The sequence below is a fragment of the Acinetobacter sp. 10FS3-1 genome (assembly GCF_013343215.1).
GTDB classification, from domain to species: domain Bacteria; phylum Pseudomonadota; class Gammaproteobacteria; order Pseudomonadales; family Moraxellaceae; genus Acinetobacter; species Acinetobacter lwoffii_C.
Genome location: NZ_CP039143.1, coordinates 1,059,085 through 1,083,814, shown reverse-complemented (window position 1 = coordinate 1,083,814; position 24,730 = coordinate 1,059,085). Strand labels below are relative to the sequence as shown.

At 42.7% G+C, this 24,730-nt stretch carries 24 protein-coding genes and 4 tRNA genes; 16 read left to right on the top strand and 12 right to left on the bottom strand.

Features of this window, described 5'->3' with window-relative positions:
- Window positions 1-49 precede the first annotated feature (49 nt).
- Window positions 50-1,228: a S1C family serine protease gene (locus E5Y90_RS05060; protein ID WP_174659584.1), complete on the bottom strand. Its 1,179-nt coding sequence runs from the start codon at window positions 1,226-1,228 to the stop codon at window positions 50-52.
- Between the two features lie 170 nt (window positions 1,229-1,398).
- Here E5Y90_RS05060 and E5Y90_RS05055 point away from each other — a divergent pair, with 170 nt between their 5' ends.
- The 8 genes from E5Y90_RS05055 to E5Y90_RS05020 all read left to right on the top strand — a co-directional run bounded on the left by E5Y90_RS05055 (window position 1,399) and on the right by E5Y90_RS05020 (window position 5,489).
- Window positions 1,399-2,157 (top strand): Nif3-like dinuclear metal center hexameric protein, encoded by a 759-nt coding sequence (locus tag E5Y90_RS05055; RefSeq protein ID WP_174659583.1) that lies wholly within the window; start codon window positions 1,399-1,401, stop codon window positions 2,155-2,157.
- Between the two features lie 153 nt (window positions 2,158-2,310).
- Window positions 2,311-2,937, top strand: a complete 627-nt coding sequence (locus E5Y90_RS05050; RefSeq protein ID WP_151203848.1) for a superoxide dismutase — start codon at window positions 2,311-2,313, stop codon at window positions 2,935-2,937.
- Window positions 2,938-3,083: 146 nt separating this feature from the next.
- Window positions 3,084-3,159: transfer RNA gene (locus tag E5Y90_RS05045), tRNA-Asn, on the top strand.
- Between the two features lie 6 nt (window positions 3,160-3,165).
- Window positions 3,166-3,241 (top strand) — tRNA-Asn (locus E5Y90_RS05040).
- Window positions 3,242-3,524: 283 nt separating this feature from the next.
- Window positions 3,525-3,600, top strand: a tRNA-Asn gene (locus E5Y90_RS05035).
- Window positions 3,601-3,606: 6 nt separating this feature from the next.
- Window positions 3,607-3,682: transfer RNA gene (locus tag E5Y90_RS05030), tRNA-Asn, on the top strand.
- 61 nt (window positions 3,683-3,743) lie between these two features.
- Window positions 3,744-4,187 (top strand): DUF2726 domain-containing protein, encoded by a 444-nt coding sequence (locus E5Y90_RS05025; protein ID WP_151203849.1) that lies wholly within the window; start codon window positions 3,744-3,746, stop codon window positions 4,185-4,187.
- Window positions 4,188-4,499: 312 nt separating this feature from the next.
- Window positions 4,500-5,489: a diaminopimelate dehydrogenase gene (locus E5Y90_RS05020; protein WP_174659582.1), complete on the top strand. Its 990-nt coding sequence runs from the start codon at window positions 4,500-4,502 to the stop codon at window positions 5,487-5,489.
- Window positions 5,490-5,765: 276 nt separating this feature from the next.
- Here E5Y90_RS05020 and E5Y90_RS05015 read toward each other — a convergent pair whose 3' ends face one another.
- From E5Y90_RS05015 to glnA, 6 genes are all read right to left on the bottom strand, one after another.
- Window positions 5,766-6,011, bottom strand: a complete 246-nt coding sequence (locus tag E5Y90_RS05015; protein WP_151203851.1) for a hypothetical protein — start codon at window positions 6,009-6,011, stop codon at window positions 5,766-5,768.
- Between the two features lie 98 nt (window positions 6,012-6,109).
- The gene (locus tag E5Y90_RS05010; RefSeq protein WP_228723976.1) at window positions 6,110-7,357 is read right to left on the bottom strand and encodes a lipase family protein; all 1,248 of its coding nucleotides are present in this window, start codon (window positions 7,355-7,357) and stop codon (window positions 6,110-6,112) included.
- Between the two features lie 109 nt (window positions 7,358-7,466).
- Window positions 7,467-8,345: a 4-hydroxybenzoate octaprenyltransferase gene (gene ubiA / locus E5Y90_RS05005; RefSeq protein WP_174659581.1), complete on the bottom strand. Its 879-nt coding sequence runs from the start codon at window positions 8,343-8,345 to the stop codon at window positions 7,467-7,469.
- An 8-nt stretch (window positions 8,346-8,353) separates the two neighbouring features.
- Complete coding sequence (locus E5Y90_RS05000) at window positions 8,354-8,833, bottom strand: chorismate--pyruvate lyase family protein (protein WP_174660562.1); 480 nt, start codon at window positions 8,831-8,833, stop codon at window positions 8,354-8,356.
- Between the two features lie 77 nt (window positions 8,834-8,910).
- Window positions 8,911-9,186 (bottom strand): hypothetical protein, encoded by a 276-nt coding sequence (locus E5Y90_RS04995; RefSeq protein WP_174660561.1) that lies wholly within the window; start codon window positions 9,184-9,186, stop codon window positions 8,911-8,913.
- An 88-nt stretch (window positions 9,187-9,274) separates the two neighbouring features.
- On the bottom strand, window positions 9,275-10,690 hold the full coding sequence (gene glnA, locus E5Y90_RS04990; RefSeq protein WP_171480655.1) for a type I glutamate--ammonia ligase: 1,416 nt from the start codon (window positions 10,688-10,690) through the stop codon (window positions 9,275-9,277).
- Window positions 10,691-11,775: 1,085 nt separating this feature from the next.
- On the opposite strand from glnA, the gene E5Y90_RS04985 reads away from it, so the two are divergent.
- From E5Y90_RS04985 to E5Y90_RS04955, 7 genes are all read left to right on the top strand, one after another.
- Entirely contained in the window at window positions 11,776-12,360 is a 585-nt protein-coding gene (locus E5Y90_RS04985; RefSeq protein WP_217485915.1) for an anthranilate synthase component II, read from the top strand.
- A gap of 17 nt (window positions 12,361-12,377) precedes the next feature.
- Entirely contained in the window at window positions 12,378-13,424 is a 1,047-nt protein-coding gene (gene trpD, locus E5Y90_RS04980; RefSeq protein ID WP_151203856.1) for an anthranilate phosphoribosyltransferase, read from the top strand.
- A gap of 20 nt (window positions 13,425-13,444) precedes the next feature.
- The gene (gene trpC / locus E5Y90_RS04975; protein ID WP_174659580.1) at window positions 13,445-14,251 is read left to right on the top strand and encodes an indole-3-glycerol phosphate synthase TrpC; all 807 of its coding nucleotides are present in this window, start codon (window positions 13,445-13,447) and stop codon (window positions 14,249-14,251) included.
- Between the two features lie 406 nt (window positions 14,252-14,657).
- Complete coding sequence (locus tag E5Y90_RS04970) at window positions 14,658-15,341, top strand: Smr/MutS family protein (RefSeq protein WP_174659579.1); 684 nt, start codon at window positions 14,658-14,660, stop codon at window positions 15,339-15,341.
- A 94-nt stretch (window positions 15,342-15,435) separates the two neighbouring features.
- Window positions 15,436-15,984, top strand: coding sequence for a GTP cyclohydrolase I FolE (folE, locus tag E5Y90_RS04965; RefSeq protein ID WP_171478796.1), 549 nt, complete (start codon window positions 15,436-15,438; stop codon window positions 15,982-15,984).
- A gap of 56 nt (window positions 15,985-16,040) precedes the next feature.
- Complete coding sequence (locus E5Y90_RS04960) at window positions 16,041-16,397, top strand: cupin domain-containing protein (RefSeq protein ID WP_174659578.1); 357 nt, start codon at window positions 16,041-16,043, stop codon at window positions 16,395-16,397.
- A 222-nt stretch (window positions 16,398-16,619) separates the two neighbouring features.
- Window positions 16,620-17,174 carry a DUF4385 domain-containing protein gene (locus E5Y90_RS04955; protein WP_174659577.1) on the top strand — a complete coding sequence of 185 codons (555 nt, stop codon included), beginning with the start codon at window positions 16,620-16,622 and terminating at the stop codon, window positions 17,172-17,174.
- Window positions 17,175-17,193: 19 nt separating this feature from the next.
- On the opposite strand, the gene E5Y90_RS04950 is transcribed toward E5Y90_RS04955, so the two are convergent.
- The 5 genes from E5Y90_RS04950 to hemE all read right to left on the bottom strand — a co-directional run bounded on the left by E5Y90_RS04950 (window position 17,194) and on the right by hemE (window position 23,255).
- Window positions 17,194-18,594: a diguanylate cyclase gene (locus E5Y90_RS04950; protein ID WP_174659576.1), complete on the bottom strand. Its 1,401-nt coding sequence runs from the start codon at window positions 18,592-18,594 to the stop codon at window positions 17,194-17,196.
- Window positions 18,595-18,797: 203 nt separating this feature from the next.
- Window positions 18,798-20,684, bottom strand: coding sequence for a DUF4105 domain-containing protein (locus E5Y90_RS04945; protein WP_174659575.1), 1,887 nt, complete (start codon window positions 20,682-20,684; stop codon window positions 18,798-18,800).
- 64 nt (window positions 20,685-20,748) lie between these two features.
- The gene (locus tag E5Y90_RS04940; RefSeq protein WP_151203863.1) at window positions 20,749-21,219 is read right to left on the bottom strand and encodes a DUF3015 family protein; all 471 of its coding nucleotides are present in this window, start codon (window positions 21,217-21,219) and stop codon (window positions 20,749-20,751) included.
- A gap of 148 nt (window positions 21,220-21,367) precedes the next feature.
- A complete protein-coding gene (locus tag E5Y90_RS04935; RefSeq protein WP_174659574.1) occupies window positions 21,368-22,174 on the bottom strand; it encodes a DUF817 family protein in 807 nt (268 codons plus the stop codon).
- Window positions 22,175-22,184: 10 nt separating this feature from the next.
- The gene (gene hemE / locus E5Y90_RS04930; RefSeq protein WP_151203865.1) at window positions 22,185-23,255 is read right to left on the bottom strand and encodes a uroporphyrinogen decarboxylase; all 1,071 of its coding nucleotides are present in this window, start codon (window positions 23,253-23,255) and stop codon (window positions 22,185-22,187) included.
- Window positions 23,256-23,459: 204 nt separating this feature from the next.
- Here hemE and E5Y90_RS04925 point away from each other — a divergent pair, with 204 nt between their 5' ends.
- Window positions 23,460-24,713 (top strand): L,D-transpeptidase family protein, encoded by a 1,254-nt coding sequence (locus E5Y90_RS04925; protein ID WP_151203866.1) that lies wholly within the window; start codon window positions 23,460-23,462, stop codon window positions 24,711-24,713.
- The last annotated feature ends 17 nt before the right edge of the window (window positions 24,714-24,730 follow it).

Sequence of the window (24,730 nt, the reverse complement as noted above, 5' to 3'; positions counted from 1 at the left end):
AAGAAAATAAAAAATCCCTCAGGTGAGGGATTTTTTAATGATGTATTCTTTAACCTGGCAAAGGAATGTATTGTGAAGAACTATTTTGTGTCTTACGCTCACTTACCACCACGTCCAATATCAGGATTTTACCGTTACGTTCGACTTCAACCTGCATCGTACTGTTAGGCGCCTGTATGGCGACAAAGTTAATCAGATGCGATGCCGAAGTAATCACTTCATTATTAACCTTCAGAATTTTATCGCCACGCTGGATACCAGCCTTGGCTGCTGGACCATCTGCAAGTACTTCCGCAACCATGACACCAGTTTCTTTCGGCTGTAGCACATCATTTCGCTCACTTGGCAATAAGCTAATCCCCAACCAGCCACGCACTACACGCCCATCTTTTAAAATTGCATTCATGACCTGCTGACAAATTTTAGCCGGAATGGCAAAACCAATACCCAAAGATCCCCCAGTTTGCGAGAAAATTGCGGTATTTACACCAATCAGATTACCCGCCACATCAATTAATGCGCCCCCTGAATTACCCGGGTTAATGGCCGCATCCGTTTGAATAAAGTCTTCATAGGTATTAATCCCTAAATCCGAACGACCAGTTGCCGAGATAATCCCCTGAGTCACAGTTTGTCCCACACCAAAGGGGTTACCAATCGCCAGAACCACATCACCCACCTCATTGCCACTAAGCTTGAATGGCAGTACCGGCAATTGTTCCAGTTCAATTTTAATGACAGCCAGATCAGTATCAGGATCGGTGCCGACGACTCTGGCTTCAGCACGACGGCCATCATGTAACGCAACCACAATCTGATCTGCCTGAGCAATCACATGATTATTCGTTAAAATATAACCATCCGGACGTACAATTACCCCCGAACCCAGACTGTTTTCATTCGGGCTTTGGCTAAATTGCTCTGGCAACTGGTCACCAAAAAATTCACGAAATACCGGATCAGTCAGTAAGGGATGAGCCTGCTGTTTCACCTTTTGAGTGGTAAAAATATTGACAACGGCTGGTGCCGCGACTTTTACTGCTGCGTTATAAGAAACAATTCCACCTGAACGTGTCGTATCAATCAGGGGTTCTACTTTTTCGGCTGGCATTTTGACGCCATCAGGCGCAATTGGTGCTTTCGGTTTTTGCAGTTGTTGCCACCCCAAAAAACCGATAATGACTAAAATCAGTAATACCCATGGTAACCATGTAAAGGTCCGGCGCACGTTGCAATCCTCTAAAATATTTTAATTCGTTGATGGCTAAGTAATTTGTGCTCTATTGTAATGCCAAATACATAACTAAACACAAAAATATGCCAAGATATTTGTGCAGCTTTAGTTACAATTAATCTTATATTTTAATGATGACAAGTTTTTAAACTGGCGGAAATTTTATGGCGGATTTAAACGATATTATTCAGTGGTGTAATCAGACTTTACTTACGCATGAGTTCAAGGATTATGCACCAAATGGTCTACAGATCGAAGGCCGCGCTGAAGTAAAAAAAATTGTATGTGCAGTCAGTGCCTCACAAGGCGCAATTGAAGCAGCGATTGAACAGGGCGCCGATTTGTTATTGGTGCATCATGGCTATTTCTGGAAAGGTGAACCTTACCCCATTACCGGTATGCGCGGTAAACGGATTAAAGCCTTAATCCAAAATGATATCTCTCTGGTTGGCTATCATCTGCCTTTAGACAGTCATCCAACTTTAGGCAATAATGCGGCGATTGCAGATTTATTAGGGCTGGAAAATATCGAACAGTTGGATCCGAGTGAACGCCATCCAATTGGCAATATTGGCTATTTAAAACAACCGATGAGTCCTGAATATTTTAAAAGCCATGTTTCAGAAAAACTTGGCTTTGATGCAATTCATCTTCCTGCGGACAAGAATCAAATTCATAAAGTCGGTTTCTGTACCGGTGGTGCGCAGGATTATATTTATAAAGCAGCGGCCGCAGATTGTGATGCCTATATTTCTGGCGAAGTGAGCGAACGTACTTTTTATGAAGCTCAGGAACTGAATGTACATTATTATGCCTGTGGCCATCATGCCACTGAAAAATACGGTGTGCAGCGCTTGGCCAAAGCGATTTCAGAACAGTTTAATATTGAGTATGCTTATTACGAATTAAACAATCCGATTTAATTCTCGCTGACAGCATTTTCTAAGAGCTTTATTTATATATTTTCAGGATTTATTGTGTATTGTTATTTATACGCAATGCCCATTTTGTCCGATTATCTATTACAATAAAGCCACTTATTGTTAAAACCCAGCTAAATGCAAGGAATTGAGAACATGACAACCATTACTTTACCTGCTCTACCTTACGGTTATGAAGATCTTGCTCCTCATATCAGCAAAGAAACTTTAGAATACCATCATGATAAACACCATAATACTTATGTGGTTAACCTGAACAACCTGATCAAAGGTACTGACCTTGAAGGTAAAACTTTAGAAGAGATCATCATGGCAACTGCTGGTGATGCATCTAAAGCAGGTGTGTTCAACAACGCAGCTCAAGTTTGGAACCACACGTTCTACTGGAACTGTATGGCTAAAAATGGTGGCGGTAAAGCAACTGGCACTTTAGCTGCAAAAATCGACGAAGCTTTCGGTTCTTACGAAAAATTTGCCGAAGAGTTTGCAACTGCTGCAACCACTCAGTTTGGTTCAGGCTGGGCTTGGTTAGTAGCTGATGAAGTGAATGGTAAACTTTCTATCATGAAAACTTCAAACGCAGATACACCAATGGCTCACGGTAAAGTTGCAGTGTTAACAATTGATGTTTGGGAACATGCTTACTACATCGATTTCCGCAATGCGCGTCCTAAGTACATCTCGACTTTCTTGGAAAGCTTGGTAAACTGGGATTACGCAAACGCAAAATATGCTGGCCAACCTGCTGGTGTTGAGAAATAATTTTTTATTTCCTGCATAAAAATCACCCTTTATGGGTGATTTTTTTATTTTTAAGGCCAAGCTGCATATTAAAAAAGCAAATGATTCATTTCTTTACATGAATTGATTGACGGCTTTTGGTTTCCTGCCTAAAATGCCCCTCAGATTCTCCAATAGCTCAGTCGGTAGAGCGACGGACTGTTAATCCGCAGGTCCCTGGTTCGAGCCCAGGTTGGAGAGCCAATCTATTCTCCCATAGCTCAGTCGGTAGAGCGACGGACTGTTAATCCGCAGGTCCCTGGTTCGAGCCCAGGTGGGAGAGCCAAGATTTTTATAAAACCCACTCATTACGAAGTGGGTTTTTTTATATCTGTTTTTTTCAGCTTTAGTTTATATCAGGTAGGGCTAGCCTCTGACCTCATCATCTTCAAGCTCGTTTTCAAAGATGAGCACCCAGCTTTATATTCCTACTCAAGCTTCGATCTAAACATAACAGCTTGAACTACAACCATTTCCGATTACTTTTAAAACACTTGAGTCAATTTCTTTGGCTTTTTTTTAAAAGTGTCTTGACCCCTTTTTAAATCCCTCTATAATCGCTGTCAGATTCTCCAATAGCTCAGTCGGTAGAGCGACGGACTGTTAATCCGCAGGTCCCTGGTTCGAGCCCAGGTTGGAGAGCCAATCTATTCTCCCATAGCTCAGTCGGTAGAGCGACGGACTGTTAATCCGCAGGTCCCTGGTTCGAGCCCAGGTGGGAGAGCCAAGATTTTTATAAAACCCACTCATTGCGAAGTGGGTTTTTTTATTCTTCCCTGTTTTAGTCTGTGTTTAATTTGAGTCAGTTTATATTTTTTGTGATTGGCTGCATGGCGAGTTTTGCCTTAATTTGCCTGCTCTTTCCACGCCTGTTTACCCGTCGGCAGAAGTTTTATCCCAAACCGGTCATTACTGCTTTTGAAAGCAGAATGTTTGTACGCCTAAAAGAAGCTTTTCCTCATCATCATATTTTGGCACAAGTTGCATTTAGCGCCTTAATCACTCATGACCACATGAAAATGCGCAATCAATTTAACCGTAAAGTAACCGATTTTGTGGTACTGGATCGTGAGTATAAGGTGGTTGCCATTATTGAGCTGGACGACCCCAGCCATATCGGTAAAGAACAGGAAGATGCGGAACGTGATGCCATGCTAATTGCAGCAGGTTATACAGTCATCCGCTATACAGACATTCCAAGCATCCGACAATTACAACAGAATTTAAGATAAGCACAACAGCTTATACTCAGCGGTATTTTAACTTCAAAACTCGCCTGATGGCCAAGGATTCGATTTTGAATCTTTTGGCTGCTTGCCTGCCCCAACACAACTTATCATTTTCCTGATTAATCGCCCTACTTTTAAAAAGTTGCCTTTTAAACTTTTCTTTGTATATTTTTAGGGTGATAAAATTTAACTTATCGTTTTATAATCTCTTAGAAAATAACATATAAGTAAGATGCAATGAGCCAGCTATTGCATTTCCGGTCATGATCATCTTACTTATTTTAATACTCCTTCTTATTCAGTGATCGTCCATTTATGCAAAACTCTATTCGTATTGGTATCGCAGGTTACGGTAATCTTGGCCGTGGTGTTGAAACTGCAATTCACAAAAATCCTGATATGCAACTTGTGGGTATTTTCACTCGCCGCGCACCTAGCAGTGTTACTCCCTGCTTTGCAGAAACTCAGGTTTATAGCATGGATGCATTATTAAATGATTTTAGCGATAAAATTGATGTGCTTATTCTTTGTGGCGGCTCTAAAGATGACCTACCGCAACAAGGCCCGATTTTTGCAAGTAAATTCAATATCGTAGATAGCTTTGATACCCATGCACGCATTCCGGAATACTATGCAGCAGTAGATGGGCCTGCAACTGCCAATAATAAAACAGCCCTGATCTCTATTGGTTGGGATCCAGGCATGTTTTCAATTAATCGTTTATTTGGTGAAGCTTTATTGCCAGATGGTGAAACCTATACATTCTGGGGTAAAGGCTTAAGTCAGGGCCACTCCGATGCAGTCCGCCGTGTACCAGGCGTGAAAGCCGGTGTTCAATATACCATTCCATCTAGCGATGCAATTGAACAGGTACGCAGTGGCGCTCGCCCTAACTTAAGCACTAAAGATAAGCATCATCGTGAATGTTATGTGGTATTAGAACAAGGTGCTGATGCTGTAAGAGTTGAACAGGCTATTGTAACAATGCCGGATTACTTCGCCGACTATAATACGACTGTGAATTTTATCAGTGAGGAAACCTTACTGAAAGATCACCAGCGTATGCCACATGGCGGTTTTGTTATCCGTAGCGGCAATACCAGTGATGAGCAGGCTCAAGTCATTGAGTTTTCTTTGAAACTGAATAGTAATCCTGAATTTACTGCAAGCGTTTTAGTGGCATATGCCCGTGCCTGCTACCGCCTGAATCAAACTCAGCAGTATGGTGCCAAAACAGCATTCGATGTAGCACCTGGATTGCTTTCAATCAAAACACCTGAGCAATTACGTAAAGAACTGCTCTAAGGCCATTTAAATATAACCACTGATCAGGTGATCAGTGGTTATATCCTGTCTATTTAAGCAGAATGCTGTGATGCAACATTAAATATTTATAATGAGATCAGACAATACTCGTATGCGGATGGCATGAGCCTTCAACATTTGAAACAAGAAAAAGAAATCTCGTCCCGGATGCTCTGCGCCTGATAGCCAACTATGCAGCTGTTCAGTATAGACCTATAAAGTATCAAACCATCACCCCACTATTGAAGATCATAAGAACAACTAGTAAGGAGAAGCCTATTGGGTTTCAGAAGCAGCTTGACTCGCCTGAGCTTGCGGCTCTACCTTTAATTTCTCGGCGGCCTCTCGTGCTTCAATACGCGCGATCATCTCAGCTTGCTGCTGCTTATATTTTTCCTGATTTTTCGCATCACTGTTGACGGCCAAAAATGCCATGGTAATTAAAAAAATCGGGATACATAAAGCCAGTGTTCCAAGAATCACCAGCTTTTTAATACTGCGCTGTTGTGGCTGTTGCGACATAAACCGACCTGCTTTTCTCTATCATTCATTGCGCTGCCCAATATAACAAAATAAAGCAATTGCTCAAGCTATAAAAAGGAGCCGAAGCTCCTTTGGTATTAAGGACTGACACCAGCCGGCATATGCGTTTCAATAAACGATACCAGCAGATCATTACTTTTTACAATAGCTTCGGTATGCGTTGCATTTGACACAGGTACAAAAGTGACAGCGGTACCCATATTTGCCAAGTTTTTCTGTAAAGCATCAGTGATTATATAAGGCACTGCCGTATCTGCCGTTCCCTGGATAATCATGACTGGCACATTGATTTTTTCAGTTGCAGGCTGGTTTTCAAGCAGGAACTTTTTGACTGAAGAATTATCCTGAAAGTTCGCAACCAATCCTGGATAATCAATAACAGTTTTCCCCGGATTAGTATTCAGGTAAAGATTAATATCATTAATATATTCAGTAATTAGAGGCTGTAGACATAATCCATTTTCCCCCGTCGTCCCTTCGGCTTTTTCAGCAACAATGCCAGCTCGTTCCGAAAAAATATTGCGATAGTTAAAAGCTGGTTCATAGGCCTTAATCCCGACGCCCACATAGGCTGCATAAGCCAGCAACTCAGCATAGACCGCTTTGGCCCTCTCATCTTGCCCAGCATCCACCATAGCTTTTAAAGCTTGTGGTGCTATTTCACCAATAATACGTCCTAAGCTTGATGCCGGAGCTGCTGCAACTGCTGCCTTATAATTTGAATCACGATCCGCAAACTCTGCTGTTGCCAGAGAGGCATGCCCTCCCTGAGATTGCCCGACAGATACCCAAGCCCCATTAAATCTACTGCCCTGCTGCTGTTTAAATGCTTTTACTGCATAAATTGCTGATTGAGCAGCACTATCCAGATTCAAATAAGGATGGATTCCCTGGGTGCCCAAGCCCTCATAATCTGGTGCCACAATGACATATCCTTGTGTAAGCAGGCTACGTGCAAGCACTTTAAGGTTAGAGTTGAGCAGGTTATTCGTTGGCGCACATGAATCGCCACTACCTACCGTACCATGCTCCCAGACAACGACACGCCAGCCATCTTTTGGCTGTGGTGTATTCGGATACAAAACCATCGCCGTAGCCTCAGCCCGCTCACCACGTACATTTGGCATGTTATAGCGCATGACCTGAATATTGGATGCTTCCGCAAGTATATCTGCACTATAGGCTTTCTGACCCAAGAATACTTTTTCCTGGGGCTGAAATGACCTGTTATCATCATCGTTATGACACGCCGTCAGGAATAATGTCATTGAACACATCACTGCCAGACAGGTCTTTTTAAAACCGTTTTTCATTATCTTATTCATATGGTAATCCCTTATTGTTCTTTATAATTCTCATGCAAGAGCTTTGAATAAAACATAAAAAAAAGCATCCTTATAGGATGCTTTTGTAAGTCTGCAATCACCAGTTTTTTTACCAGAGTGCCAGAAAAATTCCGGTGAATATTATCAAACCTACCCAACGATTATGACGAAATGCCCAGAAACACCAGTGCGGCTCTTTCTCTTTGGTTTTAGTCCATTGATAGATAAAATCTGCAATCACCACCAGTAAAGCAATCAGGCCAAATGGCACCAACAGGTGTTCTATATATAGTGCACTACCTATGAGCACAACACTCACAGCCTGTAGCGCAGAAATCATTGTAATATCGTATTTCCCAAAAAGAATAGCGGTCGATTTTACCCCGATTTTTAAATCGTATTCACGGTCAGTAATTGCATATTGAGTGTCATAAGCCACAGTCCAGGCCAGATTACCAAAATACAGCAGCCAGCAACTCCAATCGAGCGGCTTGCCCATTGCTGTGAATGACATGGGAATTCCCCATGAAAATGCCATGCCCAGCACGACTTGCGGCAAATGCGTATATCGCTTCATAAAGGGGTAAATAAACGCAAGCGCCAGACCAGCAAGCGCGCAATAGAATGTCGCTATGGGCAGAAAAAACAAGGTGCAGGCGCTGGCAGCGACCAGAGCCAAAAATACCCAAACCGCTTCACGTGCTGAAATAACTCCGGTTGCCAGCGGCCGGTTTTTGGTGCGGTCTACATGAGCATCCACTTTTCGGTCGGCAAAATCGTTGATCGCACAACCCGCAGCTCGCATAAAAATAGTGCCTAAAATCATGGCAATTAAGATGGTTAAATCAGGAACACCTTCCGCAGCAATCCATAACGCCCACATGGTTGGCCAGAATACCAGTTCTGTACCAATCGGCTTATCAAAACGACAGAGATAATAATAAGCCTCAAAACGCTGACGCCATGTGATCGTTTGCAAAGTTGCCATGTTTATCCTTAACGATGTTGTAATGAAGTCTGATGTTGTAAAAACTGCTCAAAACTGGGCAAAAAAGTCTCTTGCACAATAAATTTACAACCGTGCCAAGTATAGCAGCTCTGCCTGGTCCAGCCATCTTCAAGCCATAACACACGGCGCTCACACTGAGGATTGGTACGTTGAAATAAAAACCAGCCAATCGGCTTTTTACCAATATGCTGAAAAATCCGTGCCCGTTTTTGCAAACTTAAAATAGGAAAAATACTTTTTGCTTTCACCCAAGGCTGAGCTTCACAGCCATATAAATGGCTTTCCCGTACCCATGAGGTATGCTGATGTGGCATTCCCATCCACCGTGCATCACTGAAGCTTAAGCGCTGAAAATGCTCTTTGACTGGCTGAACATTGAATTTTCCATTCGCTAAATCTGTCAGCTGCTGCGTTAAAGACCCTGAAGCATACAGCCATGATTTCAATTCAGCAGGGATTTGCTGCATAAGTTTACCTGTACACTCAATCTGCAAGATATTTGACTGCTTAATATGCATCTTGCAATTTATTCCATAACCAATGTTTAGCCATTGTCTGTTTTGGCAATAATTTCAAATTGACCATTTGCCTTTTTCTGCAAGATAAAACCCTCAGCACTTAAATAAAAACTTTGCGGATAATCACAATCCAGTGCCAGCTCAGGGTTTTTCAATGCAATAAATTGCGCCTGTTTATAGCCTTCGGGGGTACGTCCAACTTCAATATAAGTTACTTCTGAAAAATTGAGTTTGAAACCTTTTGCATGATCGTTCGGATCATTCCAGGGGAAAAATCCTGTGTGCTTTTTACGTTGCGCCATATTATCTACTAATTGTAAATCTCTAAACAGATGATACAAAAAAACCCGCGCAAGGCGGGCATTTTTTACAGTGAAATTCTATAAAGAATTAAAGACTGTAGTACATATCGAATTCAACCGGGTGAGTTGTGGTATTTAAACGGCGAACTTCTTCCGTTTTAATTTCGATATAGGCATCAAGCATATCTTTAGAGAACACGCCACCTTTTAACAGGTAGTCATGGTCAGCTTCGAGTGCCTCCAGTGCCATTTCCAGACTATGAGCCACTGTAGGGATTTTTGCTTCTTCTTCAGGAGGAAGATCATACAAGTTTTTATCAGCAGCTTCACCTGGGTGGATCTTATTTTGGATACCGTCCAGACCTGCCATCAACAAAGCAGCAAAACCCAGGTACGGGTTCATCATTGGATCAGGGAAGCGCGCTTCAATACGTTTGCCTTTCGGGCTAGATACGTATGGAATACGGATTGATGCAGAACGGTTACGCGCTGAATAAGCCAGCATAATGGGTGCTTCAAAATGTGGTACTAAACGCTTGTACGAGTTAGTAGAAGGGTTAGTGATCGCATTTAATGAACGCGCATGTTTGATGATACCGCCAATGAAATACAGGGCCATTTCTGAAAGGCCTGCATATTCATCACCTGCAAACAGGTTCTTGCCATCTTTAGAGATCGACATGTGAACATGCATACCAGAACCGTTATCGCCAACCATCGGTTTAGGCATAAAGGTTGCAGTTTTCGCGTATTGATGGGCAACGTTCCAAACCGCATATTTGAACTGTTGAACTTCATCAGCTTTACGCACCATAGTATTAAAGCTCACCCCAATTTCTAATTGGCAAGATGCAACTTCGTGGTGATGTACTTCTACACGGCCTGGCCCCATAATATCTTCAATTTTTGCACACATATCTGCGCGCATATCTTGTGAAGAATCTACAGGAGGAACCGGGAAATAACCGCCTTTAACACGTGGACGGTGACCAGAGTTACCGGCTTCATAATCGTTACCGGTTGACCATGCAGCTTCTTCAGCGATCAATGTATGGCGTGCGCCAGACATGTCGATTTCCCATTTTACTTCGTCAAATACGAAGAATTCTGGTTCTGGGCCAAAGAATGCTGTATCACCAATACCTGTCGACTTTAAATACTCTTCTGCACGGCGAGCGATAGAGCGTGGATCACGGTCATAACCCTGACCAGTCGATGGTTCAATGACATCACAAGTTACAACAACTGTTGGCTCTGCGAAGAACGGATCTAAGAAGCAAGTTTCTGCATCTGGACGTAAAATCATGTCGGATGCTTCAATGCCTTTCCATCCAGCGATTGACGAACCGTCAAACATTTTCCCGTCTTCAAACGTATCTTCATCAATACTGTCTGATGGGTAAGTGACATGCTGTTCTTTACCCTTGGTATCAGTAAAGCGAAAATCGACCCATTTTGCGCCACTTTCTTGTATGAGTTGAAGGACCTTGTTCGCCATGCTCATTTTGCTCCGATGGTTTTTGTTGCACTCGCAAAGTGCGTGTTAGTAGTTGGCATTCATTAATGCAATTATCGTACCAACTCTTAAAAGCATAGTTAAAATTCTGAATTCTTTATAAGAAAACATCTTAAGCTAAAAATACTTTGCGCCTATTATACTGGGAGTGAAAGGAAATGCACTATATTCAGGCACGCTTGATATATTTTATTGGTACTTATTTTCTAACGCACTTAAATAGTGCGCATAACCTTTTTTAAAGATAAAAATATAATTCTTAAACATATTTCTATAAATTTAGTAAATTTTAGCTTAAAGATTGCCCAATTCTGGCAAATAGCCATAAAGCTATAACAATTCAGCAACATAAAAGAGAAGTACACCGGCTGCTCTCTTTTCTGTTTTATATGATTTTTTGCAAAATCCGTACAATTATTCTGCTTTTCTTAGAGTATTGACAACCATTTAAGTGATGCTTTTTAGATCAAATTGTGGATAGGCTGTTTTATCGTTTTTTATTTTTATCCCATCGTTTTTTTTCATTTTTCACCAACAATCTATCTAAAAGTAAGCTTATAACTTTAAGAGAGTCGGTTACTCATTATCAGTTTATATGCAACCTAAAATAATAAGATTCAGGTACATCATTGCTGGAGCATCGCAAAATCCAAGCAGTACGGTTTGCCAAAAATACTATTTCTCAAACACATATCATTCATGAAAAAATATTCCAGGAAGAGAAGTATCCTTAGCATGCTTACATCAAGGCTACTTTTATCATTTTACAGCTATGCCTGAATTAGAGTAACGCTTTGAATTGGGCAGCCCTCACATTGTAGGCTAATAAAAAGAAAATGATTGTGAATCAATCACAGCCTCTAAAAAACAAAGCATAAGAAATAAATAGCACCCAAATAATTGGACGAATGAAATCATCACAAGACATTCAAAAACTGCTAAAGTAGCCGCTTGATAATGCAGCTATCTTAATGCCTGCAAAATCAATCACTTTATACAAAGTGAGTAACATTGTGGTCAACAAACTCCCGCAGTGTTATAAAATATATAAACTTCAAGAGGTTATGCTCAAAATGCTTCTCATGATCGACAACTATGACTCTTTTACTTATAACATCGTCCAATATTTTGGCGAACTGCAACAGGAAGTAAAAGTAGTCCGTAATGATGCCGTGACTTTGGAGAATATTGAGCGATGGCAACCGAAGTATCTGGTCATTGGTCCTGGTCCCTGCTCTCCAAGTGAAGCGGGTATCTCTATTCCGGCCATTCAGCACTTTGGCGGGAAAATCCCTTTACTCGGCGTCTGCCTAGGTCATCAAAGTATTGGACAGGCCTTTGGCGGTGAGATTGTTCGCGCCAAACGCGTAATGCATGGACGTTTGTCTGATATGTATCACAGCGATACCGGGATTTTCAGTCACCTGCCTTCTCCCTTTTCGGCGACCCGTTATCACTCTTTGGTGATTGATCAAGCGACGTTACCGGACTGTCTGGAAGTGTCTTGCTGGACCAACGAAACAGATGGTTCGATGGAAGAAATTATGGGAATTAAACATAAGACATTGCCGATCGAAGGCGTGCAGTTTCACCCGGAATCCATCCTGAGCCAGCATGGTCATCAGATCTTTAAAAACTTTCTTGAAATTTATGCATAATGGGCGAAGCACAATAAATGAACATTCAACAAGCATTAAGTAATATTACAAAAAATATTCATCTGACTCAGGAACAAATGGAAGATGTGATGCGTAGCATCATGTCGGGCGAAACTACCGATGCACAGATTGGTGCCCTACTCATGGGTTTACGCCTGAAAGGTGAAAGCATTGATGAAATCACCGCCGCAGCACGGGTCATGCGTGAACTTGCAACTAAAATTGAAGTCAGCGACATACCGCATCTGGTCGATATTGTCGGTACGGGTGGCGATGGGCAGAACCTGTTTAACGTCTCTACCGCCTCGGCCTTTGTGATTGCGGCGGCAGGCGCAACTATTGCCAAACATGGGAACCGCGGAGTTTCCAGTAAATCTGGTTCTTCTGATTTACTGGAACAGGCCGGTATCCATCTTGACCTGAACATGCAGCAGACTGAGCGCTGCATCCGTGACATTGGTATCGGCTTCCTGTTTGCACCCAATCATCATAAGGCCATGAAATATGCGATTGGTCCACGTAAAGAGCTGGGTATTCGCAGTATTTTTAACTTACTTGGCCCGCTTACGAATCCGGCCGGAGTAAAGCGTCTGGTGATTGGTGTATTTTCTAATGAATTATGCCGCCCAATTGCAGAGGTCATGAAACAGCTCGGGGCAGAACATGTGATGGTGGTGCATTCACGTGATGGTTTAGATGAAATCAGTCTGGCTTCTGCAACCCATGTGGCCGAGCTTAAAAATGGTGAAGTGAGTGAATGGGAAATTACGCCTGAACTGGTGGATATTGAATCCCAGACATTAACTGGCTTAATTGTGGAAGATTCTGCAACAAGTCTGGCGTTGATTAAAGATGCACTCGGCAAGAAAAAATCCGAGATTGGTTATAAGGCAGCCAATATGATTGCTCTGAATGCAGGTGCCGGAATCTATGTATCTGGTTTAACCACCAGCTATAAGCAAGGTGTGGCGCTGGCGCATGATATTATTTATGGCGGTCAGGCACTTGAGAAAATGAGTGTACTTTCTGAATTTACAAAAACCATTAAGCAATATGAAGTTTAAACAGGTCAGGAGTTTTTATCATGGTTGATATCGCCAATACAATTTTAGGTAAAATTATTGACCGCAAGAAAGAAGAATTTGCGCTACGTTTAAAGCAGCACAGCTACAAAGACCAGGAAGAGCTGGCACAGGCAGCGACGCCAGTGCGTAGTTTTACCCAATCGCTCCTGTCTAAACGTCCCGGGGTGATTGCTGAAATCAAGAAAGCCTCACCTTCAAAAGGGATTATCCGGGAAAATTTTAATCCTGCAGAGATTGCACAGCAGTATGAAGAAGCTGGTGCAGCCTGTTTATCGGTACTGACCGATGAAGATTTTTTCCACGGTGCAGATGCAAATATTCAGATCGCACGTTCACATTCTAGCCTGCCCGCCCTGCGTAAAGACTTCCTGATCGACCCGTATGGAGTCATCGAGGCACGTGCCCTGCATGCTGACTGTATTTTGCTGATCGTGGCATCTTTATCAGACCAGCAATTAGAGGAAATGTCCAAGACTGCATTTGAACATAATCTTGATGTGCTGGTCGAAGTACATGATGAGGAAGAGCTAGGACGTGCCTTAAAACTTTCTGACCGCTGTCTGCTTGGTGTGAATAACCGTAATTTAAAAACCTTTGAGGTGGACTTAAACACCTCAATTCGGCTGAAAAAATTACTTGATCCGTCACGCTTACTGGTCACTGAAAGTGGTATTGCTACACCTGCTGACGTCAGCATGATGCAGGAACAGGATATTCATGCCTTTCTGGTCGGTGAAAGCTTTATGAAACAGCCGCGTCCTGACCATGCTTTCTATGAGTTATTTGGTGAGCCAGAAACTGTTTAAGAATTAACAAGCTTTTAAAAAACCCGATTTCAGAATCGGGTTTTTAATTTTTCACTCAAGCTTTACTATGGCCTAAGTATCAACAGCAGCTCTAAGCGCTTAAGTAAAAAAGACCCTTTGATAATACAATAAGCGCATATGGGCCAGCTGCTGCTTTCATCCTCTCCACATAAATAGCTCTTCTGACAAGTCCTTCTGATTATATTTTTGTCTACTCAATCCCCCTGATAGAGACTTAAATCATACTTCTTTATCCTCATAACTACGTGAAGATCTTATGATTTCCCTGTAACTCTCCGGCCTTAATTTTTTCTATATGCAGCTATAAATGCAAGTCAGTTCTCTTTTATGCAATTCAGGACTATAATTTAGTTAAATTTTGCATTTCTCTCCTGTTTTTTTCATTATGAGCAAACACGATTCTTCACTTTCCAAAGACCAGTTCAATTTGCTGAAACAGTTTAAAAAACAAATCAGCAATCCACACCCACAGGTGGCTCCTGTTACGCCTGTTGAAAAGACACCTGAACAAGCGCAGGAGGAGGATCTTGAGCTGTTTCGCAAGCAGATGCAGGGAGTGCAAAAAATAACTCAGGGCAATATTGCCAAAATAGAGAAAATGCCAAAAAAGAAAGTGGATGCCCAGACGCTGGCCAAGCGTGCAGCTGCCGAAGGCCCAATGGAAACGGATGAGGCCGCGTTATCCGATACTCAGGCGATGCTCAATCCTGTTGGAAGTCAGGCAAACTTAAGTTACCGTATTGCAACTTTACAGCACAAAGTCTTTGAAGATTTAAAAGCCGGCAATTTACGCTGGTTTGAAGCTGTTGACCTACATGGCTGTACTGTCGAGGAAGCCCGTCAGGCTGTACTCCAAATTATTCAGATGGCCAAAGACGAAAACCAGAATGTGATCAAAATTGTTCATGGCAAAGGTCCTGAAGCAATTTTAAAAACCTATGTCAACGGCTGGTTACGTCAACATCGTGATGTTCTGGCCTTTGTCAGTGCACCGGAAAGACAGGGAGGCACTGGTGCCGTGCTGGTTCTGCTAAAACGCGCAGAAAAAAATCCAAAGTTTAAACATTAATCGGATTCCACCCTAAAATAAGGCATTGTAATAGTTTTCTGCTACAATGCCCTCCTTGTTTCATTCTCAGTTTAAGTGAATATGTCATATGACTATGCAGCAATCCTACGCAAACATTCTTACTGCCGTTGGTGAAGATTTAAATCGCCCTGGCCTCAAAGATACGCCCATGCGTGCTGCGAAAGCCTTTTCGTATTTGACCTCAGGTTATAGCCAAGTTCTTGAAGAAGTCACCAACAGCGCGGTGTTTCCTTCGGATAACCGTGAAATGGTTTTGGTAAAAAATATCGAGTTCTATTCACTCTGTGAACATCATTTATTGCCATTCTATGGTCGTGTACATATTGCCTATCTGCCTGAAGGTCATGTGCTCGGCTTGTCCAAATTTGCCCGTATTACCGAAATGTTTGCGCGTCGCCTGCAAATTCAGGAAAACCTGACCCAGCAAATTGCCGAAGCTGTCGCAGAAGTGACCAAAGCGCGCGGTGTTGCGGTCATGATCGATTCTGCACATATGTGTATGATGATGCGTGGTGTAGGCAAACAGGAATCAACGACACGTACGGTTTCTTTTATCGGAGATTTTAAAACCAATAAAGAAGAACGTCGTGAATTTTTAAGTGCTGTGCCAGAAAGTTATTAATCCCTCAAAGCCTCAACGCATGTCGAGGCTTTTTTTATCCGGATAAGGTTATCAGAATGTCAATTTGGATTGCAGGTCAGGGTTTAAGTCAAACTGAGGCCAGTGTCGACTATCCAAGGCCGGAGCGTCTGGTTCAGGGAAATCCAAAACGTCTGACCTATAGCGCTTATGAGCATCCACATATGGACTGCGGAATCTGGAATTGTGAAGTAGGGGCATGGAATATTCAATTCGCTGAAAATAAACAGGAATTTTTTCAGGTGATTGAAGGTGTAGTCCGTATACATGATACCCAGAACCAGTCATTTATTGAGGTAAAAGCGGGCGAAGCCGGTATCATTCCCCCTGCATTTACCGGCACGTTTGAAGTCGTCGAAGCGGTTAAAAAGTATTATGTGGTGGTTGAATACTAAATATCTTTTACACAATAAGAAATTTTAAACTGTTTGATTCAGCCCCTGACTCCTTAATGCTGAAATCATTTCAGTGTTAGTCCATTCAAAACAATCATAAGAATCAGCTACTTTTGCTTTATTTTAAATTGATAATACATTTCCTGCTATAATGTCCTACTGATTTTTTACTGCTCCCCTTGCATCATATATAGCACTTCTATTTGCTGGAGTAGTAAAGGCATGAACAAGAAACCGTTAGATCCACCTAAACGTACTTCACGTGTATATTCATCTAGCTTTGATTATTCTCTTGATTTTAAAAAGATCGATTTTCGCAAGCGTCCGGATTTATACCGGATTGGTCGTGGAGAACAAGGTGTGTTGTTGGTCGAGCCTTATAAATCGGAAATTTTGCCGTACTGGCGCTTTGCCGATGCAGAAAAAGCTCAGCTTAGCAGCGCAAAAATTTATGCTCTATTCTTAGAATATTTACAGCAGAATGATTTTGTAGGCGCAGATATGGCACGCAAGTTTTTGCAGATGGGTTATACCCGTGCCCGGCGTTATGCCAATCATAAAAGCGGTAAAAAGTATGCAGGCCCTGTACCTGAAGATAAAAAAGGGTTAAGCGGTTCACATGGCCGGGATGAACTCCCACGAAGTCCAGAAGACCCTGTCAAAGCAGCGGCAGCAAAAATATTTAAGCAAAAGTGGGATGAAGCCAAAGCTCATCCCGATTATATTCAGCTAAAACAAAAGTTTCTGGCTTTTATCCAGCAGCAGCCCTCAGATTAAAACATACGCTCTCCAGCATTTAAGCCCTTCTTTGCTGTTTAATCTGTCCACAAGATGGAGACTTAGCCATATACACCAGATTTCGGCCAGTATTTTTTGCCATATACAATGCAGCATCAGCTGCATCCAGGAATTTCTGATAATCAGGATGACCATCAAATAAGACACAGCCGATACTGACCGTCAGTTTAAAGCACTGTCCCTGTCCGTCATTGATCAGGCTATTTTCCACATATTGACGAATACTCTCTGCAATATGGCGCGTACGTTTCTCATCGGCATCTACTAGCAGCAGTAAAAACTCTTCGCCACCGAGACGAAAAGCATAATCACTGCCCTGACTATACCTCTGCAACGCTTCAGCAATAAATTTCAGCGCAACATCCCCCGCTGCGTGACCAAACTTGTCATTAATATTTTTAAAAAAGTCGGCATCAATTGCCAATAGGGACAAAGGTGTCTGGTTTTGCCGCGAGTAGCTGATTTCACGAGAAATAATTGTATTTAAATAACGGCGATTGAGCAGCTGAGTCAATGAATCATTCCCGGCTTCAATATAATCAGCCACCTGAAACAATTGGTCTACCAGATGCTGGATTTCACGGTTAATATCACGGATGTGTTGAATCAACCCCAGCATGTTAGTGTTTTCTGTACATTCCCCTACAGCTTTATTCACTTCATCAACCTGATAAATCCGCTTGATGACCAGATCGACCTGATCTGACTCCGCAAAAGCATAGGCTGCCTTATGAATAAACCAAAGTCCAAATTCAGACTTGGACAACATCGGATGTCTGAACGGGCCAGTGCCTGAAAACACCTTGAACATCAAATCATTTTCCCAGTCCAGCAAGGCACTGCGCTGCTTGTCTTTTTGTACTGCAACATCCTGCATCGCAGAAAATACACGATAGCTATGCTTGATTTCCTGATTCGCTACTGTTTTAGCCTCATAGGAGCGGCACATAATTTCTGTAGCAAATCCCATGACTTCTATAATATAACTACAGGTGGTAAAAGCATGGGCAGATGGGTTTAAACCCAATAATTGAAAGACCATATACTGGATTTCACGCACACCGCGCATAATGAGCCAGGCAGGAATACCAATACGCGCATGGACATGGCCGACCATCGCCTGTCTTTGTACCGCTTGCATATAATCCTTATTTACCGGAACACTAAAACTTTCCGATAACCATTGGATTAAGGTCGTATGCAAGCGCTGCTGGACCAGTTTATCTGTTAAAAATTGTGCAGATTCTTTTTCGAGCAGCATATTTTTATAAAACTCATCCACCAGAATAACCGAATGCTCCTGAACAAACTGTAAGGCTTGTAATAAAGCATCAGATGAATAATTTTGACATATCTGTTCCCACTGCTCGGCCAGCATTGCCATATTTTCATTATTCATAGGATGGAGTTCCTGATATTTGCAATTTTCAATGACATTATTTAACAAATACAATACAATTTATACATTATAGTATGAATATTATCACCATTATTCAAATAATGGTGATCAAGTTAACAAAATAACCAACCACCCCTATAATAATACCGCCTATATTTTAAGCTCAGGTCAAAAGTTAGAATAGCCAACTCAATTTTTATTCTCTAGAAATAACGGATCAGGCTCAGACTCCACTGTTCCCAATCTTGATGGTTTTGTCGCTGATATTCCCAGCCCCCCCGAATTGCATATTGTGGGGTCCAGGTATACTGAAATTGGGTCTTCAATTTCAGCTGCCATTGATGTGAATCTTCCCAATATGGCAATTCTACTTGTATCAGACTATTGAGCTGCTCATTCCAGACATTCTGACAGCCGATGGTCGGACCAGCTCCTACACGCCAACCTTGATCCAGGGCTTTGCCTGCCTGTAAATGATTTTGTAGCTGTGTATAACATAGATGTTCACGTGTTGCATTGGCCCAGCTATAACCGGCCTGCACGTTTAAGTTAGCGACCCCATGCTGGCTTTCACGACTAAAATGGCCCGCTGAATCCAGAGCTTCTTGTTGCCAGCCGAAGTTAAATCCCCAGGATAAGGGCGTTTTAAAAGCATGAATCGGATTATAGGAATTGACGGTTAATAGATCCAGATGCTTCAGCTTCAACCGATCCTGGCGATATTGCAGAGCACCATCCAAAAACAGCAGTTGGGTTCCGGTACGCAATCCTCCTTGTGGATCAATCAGGTCATGATAAGCCTGACGATGACCGATCTCGACAAAGGTCTGGCCTTGAACCTCACCAGCTTTAAAAGAAAGATGACGTGCATCATGCGCTTGCACAGGATTGGTCTTGGGTACGGCGACATTCAGGCGTTGCTTCTCAAGGGCCAACTGGCTTCGTTGCACCAGAATCTGTCTTAAACGTGGCTGCGCCACCTGAGGATCAATTTTTCGGGCGAGAAAATGCAGATACAAGTCGTCATAGGCCATTTCCAGAATCTTGGCCTGGTTTTCAGCTGAGTAAGATTCGAGTATCTGACCATGTTCCCGCGGTTCAGACATGGCAATTTGATGGGCTACTTTTGCCAGCTTGTGACCATGCTGTCTGGCCTGTGCCAGTAACTGGGTTTCCAGAGCAGGACGATATACCACGTCTTTGATCAGCTGTTCATCATCCAAGGCTTTAATAGTCTCAAGCGGAATGGAGACTGCCTTAAACTGCTGCTGCAAATTGGCGTGTGGGCGTACCAGATCAATTAAGCCTAATAAACGGTAAGCACAATTGTCCTGAATAAAATAATAGGGAAATTGTACATGTTTCATTTCCCAAATATGCTGGACCAGAAATCTGGTTTCTTCTGGACTTAAAGCCAGTTCATATTCCCAAAGGTCGCGACTTTCGAAATCCCCATATTCTTTAACTTTACGATAATACGGCATCAGGGAATATTCACCTGGATACTGCCCGGTTAAACCTTTCCAGGCATAAGACCAGTTTTGCTCACCTTCGACGGTGGCCGCATAGTTCACCGCATAAGACACCAGATTTAGCTGTTGCTGGTCTTTAGGGTCCAAACGCAGCAAAGTATGTCCGAACATTGAGCTAGGATTGCCCATAAAGTCGGTGGCATAAATCAGCGTCGCTTTATACGGTTTAATTTCGGTCAGCCACTGATTCAACTCAGGGCAAGCCACTTCTGGTAAAGCAGCATGAGGTATCTTTAAGCTTTCAATGAGAAACTGGCTCCGCGCCGGGAAACGACAACGAATAGATTGATCAGGTTCAGCCGTTTGAAACAGTGCCTGAATATTACTGGCCAACTCCAGTTCCAGATTTTGGGCACCCTGTTCATGATAGAAATAGCCTGAATAGCTCACTTCGCTATGCTGTTTGGCATCAGCGTACATTAAACGTTGCCAAGTGATATCTTGAGCCAGCTTATTACTTTGAGCCTGTTGAATAAATGGATCTGCCGGACTAGCAAAGGATGGACAACTTAGTGTAGACAGTGCAGCAAGGACAATAAGGGCAACGCAAGATTTCATATTAGAACAGGAAATTTATTTTTAGATAGAAAAAACCCTGTCAAGCGACAGGGTTTTTGACATATTAAACGTAAGCTTTTAATACGTCGTCATTTGCCATGACAGTTTGCAGAGAAGATAATACTTCTAGTGAAGTTTCATTTTCAGTTGCATAGATTGAAGCAAAGTTTTGCTTAGAAATAGCGAAGAAACGTGCTTTATCTTCAGCTTTGATATTTAGCAATTCAGCCAATACGTTTAAGCTTTCGCCCTGACCAACCGCCATATCACGCGCGAGTGATTCAGCATTTTCATTGGTAAATGTAACCACTTGGGCGGTTACTGTACCTGTACCACTACAACCCAAAGTACCAAAAGTGATACCGAATAACTGGTTAGCAAAAATACCGTTGGTCGTTGCTGCCAAAATTTTAGGCACTTTACCAGATTGACCTGCCCATACTTGACTTCCAATACCACAACCTGCATCACGGTCAGCAAATGCTGCAGTTGAACCCACTGCAAGTACTGCAGCTAAAGCTAGTTTTTTCAACATGATTACTTCTCCAAAAAGTTTATCTAAGTGTTTTTAATTATTCACAATTAGGTAATTTTTATTACACCTTGGCTAGAATAACGTCAACGGTGCTTAAAGGCAAAACATTTTGTTTCAAGTTCGACAGGTTGCTTTCTCAGCAACCAGCTCAATCTTGTTCTTTTAAATGCCAGGCTCCATCGAGCTGACGTTGCCCGAGAATTTTCAATACCAGCACCAGACTGAGCAGTAGCAGCAAGTACCATGAGCCGAGTTTCCCCCAGCCCACCATATGCCATTGTTCAATCTGACTCGGATAAAGCCAGATCTGATAAAAGGTACTGATATTTTCAGCGACCCAAATGATAAATGCCAATAGCAGCAGCACGGGCAACATCGGCAACTGAAAAGTATGTCGATTCAATTGAAAACGGATTTTGGTTTTCCAGAAAATCACCACACTCCAGGCAAATAAAATCATCCGGTAATCCGGAATAAAAAATTTGCTCATAAAGTTGATATAGGACAGAACCGCCAGCGCCAGCATATTAGCAAAGCTCGGTAATCTCTCAAATGACACCTGATAAAGACGTAAGGAACGCGCAAAGAAGCTTCCGACAGCCGAATACATAAATCCGGCAAATAAAGGCACAGTCAGAATTTTAAAAATGGCGGGTTGCGGGTAATGCCACGAGCCAATCGCCGGATGGGTCAGGAAAATTTCCATCACCATGGCCATCAGGTGAAACAACGCAATCACTTTCGCTTCTGCCCAGGATTCCAGCTTGGTATATAGCAGAACCACCTGAATCATCAGGGCAAAAAACAAGAGATAGTCGTAACGATAGAAACCATACAGCAGTTCGCTTCCCATGGAAGCTGTCAGGGCAAAGGCGAGCAACAGTAGAATCCCAAATAAGGCAGCCGAAGCTGCCTTATAAGTAAATTCAAACCCTGATTTTATAAAATCGATCAAGGCTTACATCCTACAGGTACTTGGCACTATACTCATGTACGGTATCAACAAAGGCTGTCGGGTTGGCCGGATCAACCCACTGGGTAATACCATGCCCCAAGTTAGCGATATAACCTGTTTTTTCGCCATTGGCATAGGCATCATCCAGCATCAGCTTGGTGGCTTTCACAATCGACTCATGGGATCCATACAAAGTTGCCGGATCAAGGTTACCTTGTAGCGCGGCACGGCCCGCAACGGTTTGGCGCGCTACATTCAGTGGCGTCGTCCAGTCCAGACCAAAAGCATCTGCACCAGTAGCAACCATTGGCTCCAGCCACTGTCCGCCACCTTTGGTGAACAGGATGACCGGAATCTTGCGACCATCTTTCTCACGCTGCAAGCCAGCCACAATTTTCTGCATATAATTCAGTGAAAACTCAATATATTCACGGTGCGCCAACGCCCCGCCCCAGCTGTCAAAAATCTGTACGGCCTGGGCACCTGCGTCAATCTGGGCATTCAGATATTCGATCACTGCATCAGCCAGACGCTGTAACAATGCATGCATGACTTCAGGCTGGGCATACATCATGTGTTTGGTAAAGCGGAAATCTTTGCTCGAACCACCTTCAACCATATAAGTGGCCAACGTCCATGGACTGCCAGAGAAACCGATTAATGGCACCTGCCCCCCCAAGGCCGAACGGATGGTAGATACCGCCTTCATGACATAGTCCAGGTCAGACTTGGCATTAAATGCAGGTAAATTTGCTACATCCTGCTCGGTGCGGACTGTCTTATGAAACTTTGGACCTTCACCCGCTTCAAAATACAATCCCAAACCCAAAGCATCGGGTACGGTCAAGATGTCTGAAAACAGGATCGCAGCATCCAGATCATAGCGGCGTAAAGGCTGTAAAGTGACCTCACACGCCAACTCAGTATTTTTACAAAGAGAAAGGAAGTCTCCCGCCTGGGCACGGGTTTCACGATATTCTGGTAAATAACGGCCTGCTTGACGCATCATCCACACAGGTGTGGTATCTACAGGTTCACGTAATAATGCGCGCAGAAAACGATCATTTTTTAAGGTCGTCATTCACTTTCCTATCTATACTTGAAGATGAAACCCATCATAACAAAAAGCCCGCATTTTGAATAACTTCTCATAACTTTAAAAACCGATCATGAGAAATGGCAAGGGATAGATTTACACAAAAGAACTACTGCATCTACACATTTTTTCTGTAATACTTACAGTGTTTTTTCACATAGTTAAAGAAGTAAATTAAGGTTGAGTTACATGTTCGTTCGCACAATGCTCGCTGTGAGTCTAGGTTGCATTTTCGCAGGTACTGTTTTCGCTGCGTCTACTGCTGAACAACCATTGAACCCGCAAATGGCCACTGATGTTTCAGTGCAAGACCCTATTGATCCTCTGGCACTTGAGTCCTCGGCGGCACAAGCTCCTGCAACCCGCCAGACGACCAATGCCCCAACAGAAGAAGCTCAAATTACAGCACAAGAAAAAAAAGAGCTGGATCAAGCATCTGCAGCTTTAAATACCTTGCAGAATACTGAAGACCAAAATGCCGATAGCGGCGTTGCACCTGCAGCTGCCAGTAAAAATGCCAGTTCGGTAGCAACTAAAGCGTCGTGGACCCTAGATGGTCTCAATAACGCCACCTGGTATGAAAATATTGGTGCGGGTCAGTTCCCGGTATATGCACGTGCGCATGTCATGTTGAATAATGCTCATGCTTCACCAGGTGCAATTGATGGAACCAGCGGTAAAAACACCCTGAAAGCTATCGCGTCTTTTCAGCAAATGAACGGCATTAAGCCTACAGGTGTACTGACCAAAGAAACCTGGGATAAACTGATTGAACGTCAAGGTTCCAAGCCTGCTTTTGTTGAATACACTATCACTGAAAAAGATCTGGCGGGTCCTTTTGTCAAGTCTATTCCTTCCAATTACGCTGAACAGGCAAAAATGAAAGGCTTGTATTACACCAGCTCGCTAGAAATGCTTAGTGAAAAGTTCCATATGGATCAAAACTTCATGCAGAAGTTAAACCCGAATGCGAACTTTAACAAAGTCGGCCAAAAAATTCTGGTAACAAATGTACGTAATGAACTTCCAGAAGGTATTCATTTGATCGTGGCGCATAAAGGTGCAAAACAGCTGTACTTATTTAACAGTAAAAATCAAATGATTGGTTCATTCCCTGCCAGTATCGGGAACACCAGCACCCCTTCACCAACGGGTACATACAAAATTACTGGTGTTGCGCCAAACCCTTGGTATAGCTACTCACCGTCAAACTTTATTCAGGGTAAAAACTTAAAGCCGCTGTCTTTACCACCAGGTCCAAACGGTCCGGTAGGGAATATCTGGATTGGCTTGAATAAAAAATCATTTGGTATTCACGGTACACCGAATCCTTCTCTGATTTCCAAATCTTATTCACACGGTTGTATCCGCCTAACCAACTGGGATGCTAATGACCTGGGTAAAAAAGTAAAGTCTGGTGTGACTGTTAAGTTCCTTGAATAATCTTTGAATATTCAAAC